The sequence below is a fragment of the Candidatus Limnocylindria bacterium genome, assembly GCA_036523395.1.
Classification (GTDB): domain Bacteria; phylum Chloroflexota; class Limnocylindria; order P2-11E; family P2-11E; genus CF-39.
In genome coordinates this window covers 1-13107 of record DATDEH010000105.1, presented here as the reverse complement: position 1 = coordinate 13107, position 13107 = coordinate 1, and the positions used below count along the sequence as shown (strand labels likewise).

14 protein-coding genes are annotated in these 13107 nt (G+C 69.3%); 6 read left to right on the top strand and 8 right to left on the bottom strand.

Annotated features, from left to right (window positions below):
• Nucleotides 1-89 precede the first annotated feature (89 nt).
• A complete protein-coding gene (locus VI056_13325; GenBank protein ID HEY6204008.1) occupies nt 90-332 on the top strand; it encodes a YceI family protein in 243 nt (80 codons plus the stop codon).
• Here the strand turns inward: VI056_13325 and VI056_13320 are convergent.
• The 3 genes from VI056_13320 to VI056_13310 form a co-directional block, all read right to left on the bottom strand.
• Nucleotides 329-1147, bottom strand: a complete 819-nt coding sequence (locus tag VI056_13320) for a 2-dehydropantoate 2-reductase (protein ID HEY6204007.1) — start codon at nt 1145-1147, stop codon at nt 329-331. The genes VI056_13325 and VI056_13320 overlap by 4 nt on opposite strands.
• Before the next feature lie 44 nt (nt 1148-1191).
• Nucleotides 1192-2058 carry a 3-methyl-2-oxobutanoate hydroxymethyltransferase gene (gene panB, locus VI056_13315; protein HEY6204006.1) on the bottom strand — a complete coding sequence of 289 codons (867 nt, stop codon included), beginning with the start codon at nt 2056-2058 and terminating at the stop codon, nt 1192-1194.
• Between the two features lie 76 nt (nt 2059-2134).
• Nucleotides 2135-2776: an HAD-IA family hydrolase gene (locus VI056_13310; protein HEY6204005.1), complete on the bottom strand. Its 642-nt coding sequence runs from the start codon at nt 2774-2776 to the stop codon at nt 2135-2137.
• A gap of 285 nt (nt 2777-3061) precedes the next feature.
• On the opposite strand from VI056_13310, the gene VI056_13305 reads away from it, so the two are divergent.
• A complete protein-coding gene (locus tag VI056_13305) occupies nt 3062-3874 on the top strand; it encodes a GNAT family N-acetyltransferase (protein HEY6204004.1) in 813 nt (270 codons plus the stop codon).
• Entirely contained in the window at nt 3874-5451 is a 1578-nt protein-coding gene (locus VI056_13300; protein ID HEY6204003.1) for an FAD-binding oxidoreductase, read from the top strand. Before VI056_13305 ends, VI056_13300 begins: the two co-directional genes overlap by 1 nt.
• Here VI056_13300 and coaBC read toward each other — a convergent pair.
• The 3 genes from coaBC to coaD are packed head-to-tail and all read right to left on the bottom strand — an operon-like array spanning nt 5448 to nt 7949.
• Nucleotides 5448-6656, bottom strand: a complete 1209-nt coding sequence (gene coaBC, locus VI056_13295) for a bifunctional phosphopantothenoylcysteine decarboxylase/phosphopantothenate--cysteine ligase CoaBC (protein ID HEY6204002.1) — start codon at nt 6654-6656, stop codon at nt 5448-5450. The two genes, VI056_13300 and coaBC, sit on opposite strands and share 4 nt — an antisense overlap.
• Nucleotides 6656-7426, bottom strand: a complete 771-nt coding sequence (locus tag VI056_13290) for a type III pantothenate kinase (protein ID HEY6204001.1) — start codon at nt 7424-7426, stop codon at nt 6656-6658. The genes coaBC and VI056_13290 overlap by 1 nt, the downstream gene beginning before the upstream one ends.
• 1 nt (nt 7427) lies before the next feature.
• Complete coding sequence (gene coaD / locus VI056_13285; protein HEY6204000.1) at nt 7428-7949, bottom strand: pantetheine-phosphate adenylyltransferase; 522 nt, start codon at nt 7947-7949, stop codon at nt 7428-7430.
• Between the two features lie 72 nt (nt 7950-8021).
• Between coaD and VI056_13280 the strand changes: the two genes are divergently transcribed.
• Complete coding sequence (locus VI056_13280; GenBank protein ID HEY6203999.1) at nt 8022-8735, top strand: pirin family protein; 714 nt, start codon at nt 8022-8024, stop codon at nt 8733-8735.
• Here the strand turns inward: VI056_13280 and hutI are convergent, their stop codons facing one another.
• Both hutI and ftcD read right to left on the bottom strand, forming a co-directional pair.
• On the bottom strand, nt 8736-9890 hold the full coding sequence (gene hutI / locus VI056_13275; protein ID HEY6203998.1) for an imidazolonepropionase: 1155 nt from the start codon (nt 9888-9890) through the stop codon (nt 8736-8738).
• 112 nt (nt 9891-10002) lie between these two features.
• Nucleotides 10003-10896, bottom strand: coding sequence for a glutamate formimidoyltransferase (ftcD, locus tag VI056_13270; protein ID HEY6203997.1), 894 nt, complete (start codon nt 10894-10896; stop codon nt 10003-10005).
• Between the two features lie 74 nt (nt 10897-10970).
• On the opposite strand from ftcD, the gene VI056_13265 reads away from it, so the two are divergent.
• Both VI056_13265 and VI056_13260 read left to right on the top strand, forming a co-directional pair.
• Nucleotides 10971-11993 (top strand): adenylate/guanylate cyclase domain-containing protein, encoded by a 1023-nt coding sequence (locus VI056_13265; GenBank protein ID HEY6203996.1) that lies wholly within the window; start codon nt 10971-10973, stop codon nt 11991-11993.
• Nucleotides 11990-13107 (top strand): serine/threonine-protein kinase (locus VI056_13260; GenBank protein ID HEY6203995.1); only part of this gene is annotated, 1118 nt, incomplete at its 3' end. The genes VI056_13265 and VI056_13260, both read left to right, overlap by 4 nt.

Below are 13107 nucleotides of genomic sequence, written 5' to 3'. Positions count from 1 at the left end.
CCGCGACGAATGGATCAAGTTCAACACGCTCAACACCCCCATCTACCCGCGTGCCGAGTTCACGCTCGCGCGCGTGAGCGGTGTCCCCCATGCCGATCGCGGCTCAAGGTGAGTGGGCCGCAACGCTCGAGGGCACGATGAAGATGCACGGCGTCGAGCGTCAGGTGACGTGGCCAGTTCAGGTGACGCGCTCCGGCAACGAGGTCCAAGTCGTCGGCGCGACCGCGTTCCACTTTGGTGACTACGGGATGGCTGTTCCCGCCAACCGCCTCATCCTGCCGGTCGTCGACGACGTGAAGCTCGAGATCGACCTCGTTGCGCGAGAGCCTTAGGCGCGGCTCGGCGCAAGTGCACTCACGAGCACCGTCATCGCTTGATTGAGAGGCGCCGAGACGCCGCGCCGCTCGCCCTCGCGGTGCACCGCGCCGCAGATGGCGTCGACCTCCGTCGGTCGGCCCGATTGCACGTCCTGGAGCATCGACGAGCGATTCGCGCCGGTGAGCTGCGCCATCTCGCGCCACCAGCGCCGCGCCTCGTCGTCGCCCATTGCGACACCCGCAGCCGTTGCGACGCGCGCGACCTCCGACGCGAGCCCATCGGCAACGCGCGAGCCCGCGACGTCCGCGAGAAGCTCCGCGTTCGTGTAACCGAGAAGTGCGGTCGTTGGATTCACGGCGGCGTTCGTCGCGACCTTGCGCCACACCGAGGCCCATGCGTCATCGACGACGCTCACCGTCATTCCGCCGTCCGCGAGCGCCGTTGCCAGCGCCTCGAGCGCGCGAGCTGACGCGGTCCCCATCGGCCGTCCGAGCTCGACACGGCCTGGACCGGTCGCGTGCAACGCGCCATGCTTGTCGAGACGCGCGCCGACGTAGATGACACCGACCGCAGCGCGCCGCTCGCCGAGTGCCGCGACGATCGTCTCGTAGTTGCCGAGCCCGTTCTGGACCGTGATCGCGACGCCCTCGCGACCAACGATCTGCGCTGCGACCTCCGCCGCCCATACCGTGCCCTGCGTCTTGACGCAGACGACCGCGGCGTCAACCGGCTTCTCGTCGGCGCCGAGCGGCGCCTTTGTACGATCGATCCGGACGAGGTCGACACGACCAGCGAGCGCTTTCTCCACCACGCGGCCGATCGCGCCCATGCCGATGATCGCGACGCGCAGCGGGCCCGCATTCGCGATGTGAGTCAGACCGCCTTCGGCCGCGCGACGTTCTGCCGCAGCGCGGCGAGCTCGTTCTCCTTCATCGTGAAGCTGTGCTCGTCGTCGGGGAAGCGGCCTTCCCTCACGTCGCTGTCGAATGCGCGAAGCGCATCGACGACCGCTGTCCCGATCTCGCCGTAGCGCTTGGCGAACTTCGGCTTGAAGTCGCCGTACAGGCCGAGCACGTCATGTAGGACCAGGACCTGTCCGTCGCAGTCGATACCGGCGCCGATGCCGATCGTCGGGACCCCGATCCGTTCGGTGACCATCGCGGCGACCGGCGCCGGTATGGACTCGAGCACGATCGAGAACGCGCCGGCGTCCTCGAGAGCGACCGCATCGTCGATGAGCTGCCGCGCCGCGCGGGCGCTCTTTGCCTGCGTCTTGAATCCGCCGAACTGCGCGACGCGCTGCGGTGTTAGGCCGACATGGGCCATCACTCCGATGCCGTTCTCGACGAGCGCCTTCACGAGCGGGACCGTCTCGTGACCGCCCTCGAGCTTCACCGCATCCATGCCGGCCTCCTTGAGGAAGCGCGCGGCGTTGCGGAGCGCATCGGCCGGACCCGTCTGGTACGAGCCGAAGGGCATGTCGCCGATGAGCAGCGGCCGCGACGCGCCGCGCGATACGGCGGCGGCGTGCCGGACCATGTCGTCCATCGTGACCGGCACGGTGTTGGGGTACCCGAGCACGACCATCCCGAGTGAATCGCCGACGAGGATGATGTCGATGCCCGCTGCTTCGACAAGCCGCGCGAACGCGGCGTCGTAAGCGGTCATCATCGTGATGCGCTTGCCGTCGCGCTTCATGGCGACGACGTCTGGGATCGTGACCTTCTTCGCGATGTCCATGTGAACCTCCGTCCAGGCCGGCTAAGCCGGTCCCGGCGTCACCGCAATCGTAGCGCGGCGGAGTACCTCGCAGGTTTCATTCCAGTGCGTCGATGACGTCTGGGAGAGCCATTAGGTCGTGGATGACCCGCGTCGGCGACGTGGTCAGCTTCTCGCCGTGCCGGTCGACGAACACCGTGCGGTAGCCGAGGGCGGCGCCCGGCCGCATGTCGTGGAACTGGCTTGCTCCGACGTGGATCGTCGCCTCGATCGCGGCACCGCTGCGCTCGCGGAAGACCCGCCAGTGTCCGGGCGCCGGCTTGTAGCTGCCCGCGTCCTGTGCGGTCACGACGAGGTCGGGCTCGAGTTCGAGCTGCTCGATCGACGACGCGATCAGGTCGCGATCGACGTTGGACAGGATGGCGATCCTCCGGCCGCGACGCCGCAGCTCGGCGAGCGCGGCGGGCACCTCGGCGAACGGCCGCCAACGCGGGAGTGAAGCGGGCAGTGGCGAGGGCGCGTCGACGCCGAACGTGCTCAGCACCCGACGACCTGCCATGTCGAGGATATCGCGGTAGGTGCGATACGACTCGGCCTCGGCCTCGGCCTCGGTCTCGATGTAGCGACGTGCGAGCTCGTCGCGATCTATCGGCGCAGGCAGCAGAGGGATGAGCGCGTCGGTCATGCCGCGCTCCCAGTCGATGAGCGTGCCGTAGCAATCGAAGGTGACCCAGTTGATCGGTACTCGCGGAGGCTAGCGCTTCGGGAAACGGGTCACGCGCTCGGGCCAATGGCGCTTGGCCCACGCGCCCAGAAACGCGTGGATCCGGCGGGAGCGGCGCGAGCGGGACTGTGCGTCATCGCTCGCTGCCAACTTGTGTTCCGCATCCATGTCGAGGCCTCCCTTCTGATCCCAACCACGTTGGTCCAGTGCGGCCTTGCGCACTGTCCTCGCGCGAACGCTGCGAGCGCCTCATGCGGTACGTCCGCAGCGTCGCGCACGGAGCATCGGTAGAGTCCGCCGATGCGGCTGGGCGAGCTTGCGGCGCTGATGCAGCGGACGGAGGGCGTGGAGATCACGAGCTACCTCCTCGCGGATCCGCGCGCCGCGAAACAGAGCGGCGTCCGCGTCAGTCACGCGGGTGGGCTGGTGAGCTGGACGATGAAGTCGACCGACAACGGCTTCCTCAACCGCGCGCTCGGCTTCGGCACGATGTCCGAGGCGACGGCGGCGGTACTCGACCGGCTCGAGCGCCGTTTCGCGGACGCGGGCCGTCCCACGCGCATCGCGGTCGCGCAGGGACCGACGCCGCGTGCCGCGCTCCGTCTGCTGGAGCGCCGCGGTTACGAGCCAGAGGAAGGCACCGACGAGCACATCTACTGCTACGACCGTCGCTCTTTGCCGCGTGCGCGTCAGGTCGAGGACCTCACCGTGGAGCGCGTGCGCGCCGAAGACGCCGCGGAGTACGCCCGTATCGCGTATTCGAGCTTCAAAGACCGCGGCCCGCACTTCCGCGACATCGTCGAGGCGCTCGTGAAGCGGCGCGCGCACGGCCGGTCGCTGAGCGCGTATCTCGGTCGCATCGACGGCGTGCCGGCAGCCACGGGGATGCTGTTCGACGTGCGGCCCGTCGGTGGACTCGGGAACGGGAGTGTCCTGCGCGAGTTCCGCGGACGCGGGATCCAGACCGCGATGATCGCCCACCGCATGCATGCCGGGTGGGAGCGCGGCCTGCGGCTCTTTTTCGGTCAGACCCAGAATCCGGCCTCCGCGCACAACCTCGAGGAGCTCGGATGGCGTCTCCTGTACACCGAGGTCGACTGGGTGCGAGCGTGATGCGACGGCGCGCGTTCCTCCGCGGACTCGCGGTCAGCGGGACCGCGATCGCGACGGGTTGCGTAAGAGGCGACGTCACATCGTCGCCGTCGGCATCGCCGTCGACCTCCTCTTCCGCGACCGCCACGGCCGTACCGGCGACGCCGTCGCCTGCTCCGACCATCGCCGCTCCCGACTGGGAAGCGCTGCGCACCGCGCTGCGCGATGGACTCGTGAGATCCAGCGATCCGACATACGACGCGGCGCGCATTCTCTACAACACGCGCTTCGACGGCGTGCGCCCACAGGCGATCGCGCGCTGCGCGAGCGCAGACGACGTTCGGGAATGCGTCCGCTTCGCTCGCGCGTACCACGTCCCGATCGCGCTGCGGAGTGGCGGCCACAGCTACGGCGGCTGGTCGACCGGCACCGGTCTCGTGATCGACGTCGGTCGCATGTCGGGGATCGATGTGCAGAACGGGCGCGTGATCGTCGGCGCGGGCGCGCGCCTCATCGACGTCTACGACGCCGTCGCGGCGCGCGGACAAGGCATCGCGGCCGGTAGCTGCCCCACCGTCGGCATCACCGGACTCACGCTGGGCGGCGGCCTCGGTGTGCTCTCGCGCGCCTGGGGCCTCACCTGCGACGACCTCATCGCGGCACAGGTCGTTACCGCGGATGGCCAGGTACGCGATTGCGATGAAACGCGCGACGCCGACCTCTTCTGGGCCCTGCGCGGCGGAGGCGGTGGCAGCTTCGGCGTCGTCACGTCGCTGACCCTGCGCACGCACCCAGCCACGGCCCTCGCGATCGGATTCCTGTCCTGGCCGTGGTCGCGCGCGGCGGCGGTCGTCTCGGCATGGCAGGCGTGGATGTCGCGCGCGCCCGACGCGCTCTGGTCCACGCTGCATCTCCAGACCGGAGCGCAGGGACCTGAGGTCACGATGCACGCTGTGCTCACCGGCACCGCGGCGGATCTCGCGTCGCGCTTCGACACGCTCGTCGCGGGCGCAGGTCTGCCGATCTACCGCGAGCAGGGCGTGCGCACCTACCGCGAGGTCATGCTCCTCGAGGCGGGCTGCCTGGGACGCTCGATCGAGCAGTGTCATCTCGTCGGAGCCACGCCCGCGGCGGTCCTGGGACGTGAGACGTATGTCGCGAAGTCCGCGGTCGCTCAGAAGCCGCCGTCCGATGCCGCGATCGCCGCGCTCGTCGGCGCGATCGAGTCGATCGCGGGACGACAGGGCGTCGGAGGCGGCGCGGTGCTGCTCGATTCGCTCGGCGGTGCTGTGTCACGCGTCGCGCCCCCGGCGACAGCCTTCGCGCACCGCGACGCGTTCGTCGTCGCTCAGCTCATCGCAAGCTGGAACGCCGCGGGGCCCGCGTCGGTCGCGGACGACATGCAGACGTGGCTGCGCGATCTCTACGCGGCCGCACGTCCGCTCATCGGTCGTGGCGCATACGTCAATTACGCGGACGCCGACCTGACCGACTGGGAAGACGCGTACTGGGGCGCGAATTACGCGCGCCTGAGGCAGGTCAAGGCGAAGTACGACCCCGACCGCGTCTTCGATTTCCCGCAGGCGGTGCGCCCCTAACGCGCGAGCCGCTCGGCGAGCTTCGCGATGAGCCGGCGCGCGACCTCGGTCTTCGCGAGCAGCGGCAGAGCCTCGACACCGTCGGCGCTCACGAAGGTCACGCGGTCGGTGTCAGACCCGAAGACCGATCCCGCTTCGCTCACGTCGTTCGCGACGACGAGGTCGAGTTTCTTCTCGCGCAGCATGCGTCCGGCCTCCGCGGTCGCGTCGCCGGTCTCCGCCTTGAAGCCGACGACGACCGCGCCGGGACGGCGGGCGCTAACGATCGCCTTCAGGATGTCGGGGTTCTCCGTCATCCGCAGGCTCAGCTCCCGGCCCGCGTCCCGCTTCTTGATCTTTCGCTCCATCGTCTCGATCGGCCGGTAGTCCGCGACCGCCGCGGCCATGACCACGGCATCGGCGTTCGGGAGCAGGCCCAGCACCGCATCGCGCATCTCCTCCGCGGTCTCGATCGGAACGAGCTGCGTTCCCACCGGCGCGCGCAGCGCCGTCGGTCCCGACACGAGGAAGACCTCCGCGCCGGCGTCGGACGCCGCTGCCGCGATCGCGTAGCCCATCTTCCCGCTCGAGCGATTCGAGACGAAGCGCACCGGATCGATGGGCTCGAGGGTCGGGCCCGCGGTCACGACGATCCGGCGACCGGCGAGCGACTGCGAGCTCGTGAGCGCCTCCGCGATGGCGGCCTCGATGCGCTCGAGCGACGCGAGACGGCCGGGACCGACATCACCGGACGCGAGCGGACCCGACTCCGGTTCGACGATGCGCGCGCCGCGCGCGCGCAGCGTGGCGACGTTCGCCTGGGTCGCGGCGTTCTGCCACATGTGGGTCTCCATCGCGGGCGCGAGGACGATGGGCGCATCCGTCGCGAGTACGGTCGTCGCGATGAGGTCGTCGGAGAAGCCGTTCGCGAGACGGGCGAGGACGTGCGCCGTAGCGGGCGCGACCACCACGACGTCGGCCTGGCGGCCCATCGCGACGTGCCCCGCCGCCCGCTCGTCCTGGATCTGGAACATCTCCATCTCGACCGGGCGGTACGTGAGGGCCTGGAACGTGAGTGGCCGCACGAACTCGGCGGCGGATCGCGACATGACGACCTGAACCGTCGCGCCTGCCTGCGTCAGGCGGCGCGCGAGCTCGACCGACTTGTACGCGGCGATCGAGCCGGTGACGCCGAGCACGATGAAGCGACCGCGCAGCGCTTCCATCACGCGTTCAGCTCGTAGAGGAGACGCAGCCCTTCGAGCGTGAGGTCCTCGTCGACCTTCTCGATGCCCTTCGCGAGCGGCGCGATCGTCGAGGCGAGGCCGCCGGTCGCGATCACGGTCGGTTTCGCGGGAAGCTCGGCGACGAGGCGCGCGAGAAGACCTTCGACGAGGCCGACGTACCCGAACACGATGCCGGAGCGCAGGCAGTCGGCGGTGTTCTTTCCGATCGCCGTCGCGGGCGGTGTGAGCGGGACCCGGAAGAGCCGCGACGCGCGACCGAAGAGCGACTCCGCGGAGACCTCGAGCCCGGGCGCGAACGATCCGCCGAGGAAATCGCCCTCCGCGCTCACGACGTCGAAGTTCGTCGTCGTGCCGAAGTCCACGATGATGGCGGGGCCGCCGTAGCGCCGGTGAGCCGCGAGCGTGTTGGCGATGCGGTCGGCGCCGACCTCTGACGGATTGTCGACACGCAGGCGAACCCCGGTCTTGATGCCGGGCCCGACGATGAACGCCGCGCGATCGAGATAGCGCTCTGCGAGGCGTGTGAACGCCTGCGTGAGCGGCGGCACGACGCTGCCGAGCACGAGCGCATCGATCTCGTCGAGCGCCAGGTCTTCCTGCGCCAGCAGACCGTCGAGCATCACCGCGAGCTCGTCCTCGGTGCGGTCATGAACGGTGACGAGACGCCAGGTGCGGATGAGCCGGTCTCTGTCATACGCACCCACGACGATGTTCGTGTTGCCGACGTCGATCGCGAGTACGGCGCTCATGCTAGTCGTTGGATTCGGTGGCGCCGGTGCGAAGGCCTCCATGACCCATGTGCGCCTGCAGCGCCTTTGCGACGTTCGGCGGAACGAGACCTTCGACGGAGGCGCCGAACGCGACCAGCTCCTTCACGCGCGACGCGGAAAGGAACAGGTAATCAGGAGCGGTCATCAGGTACACCATCTCGATATCCGGGGCGAGCTTCCGATTCATGTTGCCCATCTCGAACTCGAACTCGAAGTCCGAGAGCGCGCGGATCCCGCGGATGATGAAGGTCGCGCCGACCTCTTTCGCGAACGTCACCTGCAGCCCGTCGAACGTGCGGACCTCGACGTTGTGACAGGCCTTGCACGCGTCGCGCATGAGCGCGACGCGCTCGTCGGCGTCGAAGAGCGTCTTCTTCGAGAGGTTGCGGCCAACGCCGATCACGACGCGGTCGAACAGTCGGGCCGAACGCTCGAGGATGTCGAGGTGGCCGTTGGTGGGCGGGTCGAAAGAGCCCGGATAGATCGCCACCCGATCGCTCACGCCGGTCGCGCCTCCTGTGTCTGGTAGTGCACGCCAGGGCGAATCGTACCCTGCGGGTGGAAGAATGAGCGGGTGAAGCCGGCGCAAGTGAAGATCCGTCCCGACCGTTCCATCTACAGCATCGACGGCGGTTGGTTCAAGGCGCGATGGCACTTCTCGTTCGACCGGTACAACGATCCGAGCAACATGGGCATCGGCACGCTCCGCGTCTTCAACCACGACACACTCGTGCCCGGCGCCGAGTGGCCGATGCATCCGCACCGCGACATCGAAGGGATCACGTTCGTGGTGTCGGGTCATTTCGAGCATGCCGACAGCCTCGGCAACGGCGGGGTCCTGGAGCCCGGCGGCGTGCAACGCATGCGACTCGGCTCGGGCGCCGAGCACTCTGAGCGCAACCACTCGAAGACCGAGCCCATGGAGTTCATCCAGATGTGGATCATCCCCGCGCAGCGCGGCCTCCCGCCATCCATCGCGCAGAAGCAATACACGGTCGCGGATCGGACGGACCGCCTGCTGCGTTTCCTCAAGCCCGAGGGCGCCGACGGCGAAGGGTTGACCGTGGCGCGCGACGTGTCGATGTACGCATCGCGGCTGTCGGCAGGCCGCGAGGTGCGGCACGAGATCGGCGAAGGTCGCGGTGGATACCTGTATCTCATCGACGGAACGCTTCGCGTGAACGGACAACATATGACTCGCGGCGATGCGGCCTACCTCGGTGCGGGTGAGCTCGTGCTGGATGGCGAGCGGGAAAGCGATCTCATCCTGGTCGACACCCCGCTGTAGTTACGGGACGCGACGTCCCGCGGCGTACACCTCGCGCACCAGCGGCGCCCCGAGGCGATACGCGAGCTCGCGCTCGTCGTCCGTGTCGAGCACGACCACATCGGCGCGGCGTCCTTTGACGAGCGCCCCGGTCCGTCCACCGCGGCCGAGTGCATGGGCGCCGTTGATCGTCGCCGCGACGATCGCCTCGTGCGGGGTAAGGCCGCAGAGCACGACGCCGAGCGCGATCGCCGTCGGCATCCCCTCGAGCGGCGACGTGCCCGGGTTGTGGTCGGTCGCCACCGCGATCGGCACGTCCGCCGCAAGGAACCGCCGCGCGTCCGGCGGTGAGTAGCCGACGAAGAACGCGCTTCCTGGGAGGAGCACCGCGGGGATCGTGGCGCGGGCGAGCGCGCGCAGGCCTTCGGCCGACGCGTTCGCGACGTGATCGGCCGAACGCGCGTGGGCTCGCGCCGCGTACGCGGTGGCGCCTACGTCGTTCAGCTGATCGGCGTGCAGCGTGAGCGCGAGACCCGCGTCGCGCGCGGCCTTCGCGAGCGGCCGCACCTCATCGATGTCGAATACGCCGTTCTCGACGAAGGCGTCGACCGCTTCGGCCAGACCCTCGTCGGCGACGGTGCGCACCGCCTGAGCCGCGTCGCGCACGAAGCCGCGGCGGTCATCGGCGCGCGCCGCGGGCAGCGCGTGGAGCGCGAGATAGGTCACCGCGACGTCGATGCGCGAGTCCTTCGCCGCCGCCGCGATCACGCGCAGCTGCCGGAGCTCCTCGCTCGGCTCGAGCCCGTAACCGCTCTTCACCTCGATCGTCGTCGTCCCCAGTGCGATCGCACGTGCGAGTCGCCGGCGCAGTAGCGCGAGCAAGTCCGCGTCGCTCGTTTCGCGCGTCGCGCGCACGGTCGCGTGAATTCCGCCGCCGCGCTCGAGGACGGCGAGATAGTCCGCGCCGCTCCGACGCGTGACGAATTCGTCCCAGCGCTGCCCCGCGTAACACAGGTGCGTGTGCGCGTCGACGAATCCGGGCATGACGACGCGGCCTTCGGCGTCGACCTCGACCGCCTCCGGTACGAGCTCAAGGTCCTGCCACGCGTCGCCGCGCCCCGTCGCGACGACGATGCCGTCGCGCGACGCGAGCCATCCGCCGTCGATCGCTCCCACATCGCCTGCCGCCGCTCCTACGCGCGGCTTCTCATCTTTGAGGGGCGCCAGCGTGAGCAAACGGGCTCGGCGAATGACGAGATCCGCTTGAGCCATTCGCTACTGGCTCACGTCACTCGAGGAAGTGCGATTCGATCACGCGACTGCGCTCGAAGTTCTCGAGCTTGAGCGCGTCGGCCGTGACCTGAAGTGCGGCATCGAGCGGCAGCAGGCCGATGAGCTCGCCGCGGAGAACCTTCACACCCGCCTCGGTCGCGCGGCGCTCGACCTCGTGCCAGACCGTGGCCAGCGAAGTCTGCGTCGTGTCCAGCAGATTCATCGAGACCTGCGCGCGCGGCGGATCCGTCAACTCGAAACCCAGTGCCTGGATGGCCGGCAGTCCGCCGGATGACTCACGGATCTCTTTGGCGATCTTCTTCGCCACCTTCACGTCGGCCGTGTCGAGCTCGATGTTGAAGGCAATGAGCGGCGGGCGCGCGCCTACGACGATCGCGCCAGCTTTGGGGTGCAAGACGGCCGGCCCCGCGTCGGGCACGTGCGTGGTCGCCAGCAGCTCGGCGAGCCCCTCGTACTGGGGCCGCCGGATGTCGGGGAGGCGGACACGTTCCGGGCGCGAGGCCGCGCGTGCATAGAAGTACACCGGGACCTTGTGGCGCTCGGCGACCTCGCGTCCGAAGCGGTGTGCGACGGCAATGCAGTCCTCCATCGTCACTCCGGCGAGGGGCACGAACGGCACCACGTCGACCGCACCGAGGCGTGGGTGCTCGCCTTTGTGCGAGCGCATGTCGATCTCGAGGTACGCGGCGGTGACGAGGGCGTGGGCGGCGGCGGTGACGGCGTTCGCGTCGCCGGCGAATGTAAAGACCGAGCGGTTGTGATCCACGTCACTGGTCTGGTCGAGGAGCCGGACGCCCGGAACGTCGCGGATGGACTTCGCCAGCCGGTCGATCACGTCGCGACGTCGGCCCTCGCTGACGTTCGGCACGCACTCCACCAACCGCGGCACGGCGGAAGCCTAATCGAGCAATCCCCCATCTGTGGGGCTTGTAGGGGTACCGACGGATAGGGAGACTGACCGCTGTGGAAGCGGATCGGAACGAACAGGGACTCAGCCTCGCGTTGCTGCAGTTCCACCCGTCGTCAGTGGTGCTGCTCGACACCGACGGCCGCATCCGCTCGCTCAACCACAACGCGGAGCGGCTCCTCTCGACGACGGAGGCGGACGCCGTGGGCAAGAGCTACACGGATATCTTCGGAGAGTCGCTCTCGCAGCGCCTCTTCAAGCTGATGCTGAAAGGCGGGGCTGAGGGACAGGCGCGCGCCATCGAAGCGACGCTCCCGAGCGGCCGCCGGGTAAAGCTGCGAGCGACGGCAGGCCCGCTGAAGGACGTGCGCGGCAATGTGAGCGGAGTCCTGTTCGTCGCGGACGAGGACACGTCGTCACCGAAGCTCGAGGCGCTCGCCGACAACGAGGTGCGGCTTCGCGACGCGCTTCGCCGCTACCTCGGCGACAACGTCGCGGAGATGGTCGATGCGCGGCCGTCGTTCATCGACGTCGGTGGCCAAACGCAGACCGTCAGCGTGCTGCACGCGGACGTGCGGGGTTACACCGCGATGGCCGAGGCGCTCCCGCCCGATCGCGTCGTCGCCCTCCTCATGCGGTACCACGGCGCCGCGGCCAAGGCGATCCGCGCCACCGGTGGCACGATCGACCGGTTCGCCGGCGACGCGATCCTCGCGCTCTGGAACGCTCCAGCGCCACAGGACGATCATGTCCGTCTCGCGCTCCGTGGCGCGCTCGCGATGTGCGAAGCCGCGCGCGAGGTCGGGCTCGAGCTCGGCTACGGCATCGGCGTGCACACCGGCGAGGCGATGGTCGGCAACCTCGGGAGCGAGCAGTACCAGAACTTCACCGCGATCGGCGACACGGTGAACGTCGCCGCGCGGCTCCAGGGGCAGGCCAAGGCGGGCGAGGTGGTCTGCTCGGCAGCCGCGTTGCAGGCCGCTGGCGCGGGCGTACGGACGACACCCCTTGGCGCGTTGGAACTACGAGGACGGCGGACCCCGGTAGACGCGTACCGGGTGGAGGGGATCGACCAGTGACCTTGCAACCCGGGACCTCGCTCGGGAACTACGAGATCCTCGAGAAGATCGGCGCGGGCGGTATGGGCGCCGTGTACAAGGCGTATCAGCCGGGCCTCGGTCGCTTCGTCGCGATCAAAGTGCTGCCGCCACAGACGGCGGGCGACCCGGCCTTCGGGGAGCGCTTCGCGCAGGAGGCGCGCGCGGTCGGGAAGCTACGGCACCCGAACATCGTCACGGCCTTCGACTTCACACAGCACGGTGACATCGCGTACCTGGTCTCGGATTACATCGACGGCGGCACGCTTGCGGACCAGCTCGGAACGCCTCTGCCCCTCGACTACGCGTTGGGGATCCTCGGACCCATCGCGGCCGCGCTCGATTACGCGCACGCGCGCGGGATCGTCCACCGCGACATCAAGCCGCAGAACGTACTGCTCACGCGCGAAGGCACCGCGGTGCTCACGGATTTCGGCCTCGCGAAGATCGTCGGACCCGGATCGGGTATGACGCAGGCCGGGTCGCTCATGGGGACTGCGGATTACATGGCGCCGGAGCTCGCCGGCGGCGCTGAGGCCGCGGGACCCGCAGCCGATCAGTACGCGCTCGGGATCATCGCGTTCCAGATGCTGGTCGGCCGCCATCCATTCCCTTCCGACAATCCGCTCTCCGCGCTCATGGCGCATGTCAACAAACCGGTGCCACTCCCGAGCCAACTCGGCGTCGTGCTGCCGCCCGGCGCCGAGGCCGCGCTCCTGCGCGCGCTCGCGAAGAAGCCGGAGGACCGCTTCGCGCGCTCCGGTGATTTCGTGCGCGCCCTCGCGGGGTCGCAGTACACGGTGCCCGCTCCGGCGGCGGCGTTCTCGGCTCCGAGCATCAGCCCGTCGCAGCCGCCGATCGTTCCAACGACGCCGCCCGTGTCGGTCGCTTCGCCGTTCGTCTCACCGTCGGATCTCATCAGTCCCGTCGCGCCGGTCGTGCCGCCACGACCGGCGACGGAGCCGACCCTCGTCGCGACTGCCGTCGCGGGCGGCGCAGCCGGTGCTACCGCTGCGGTCCTCAGCCCGCCGAAAGAGCGTGGGAGCTTCCCGTGGCGCCGGGCGATCGTGCCCGCGGTCCTCGTGCTCGTCCTCGC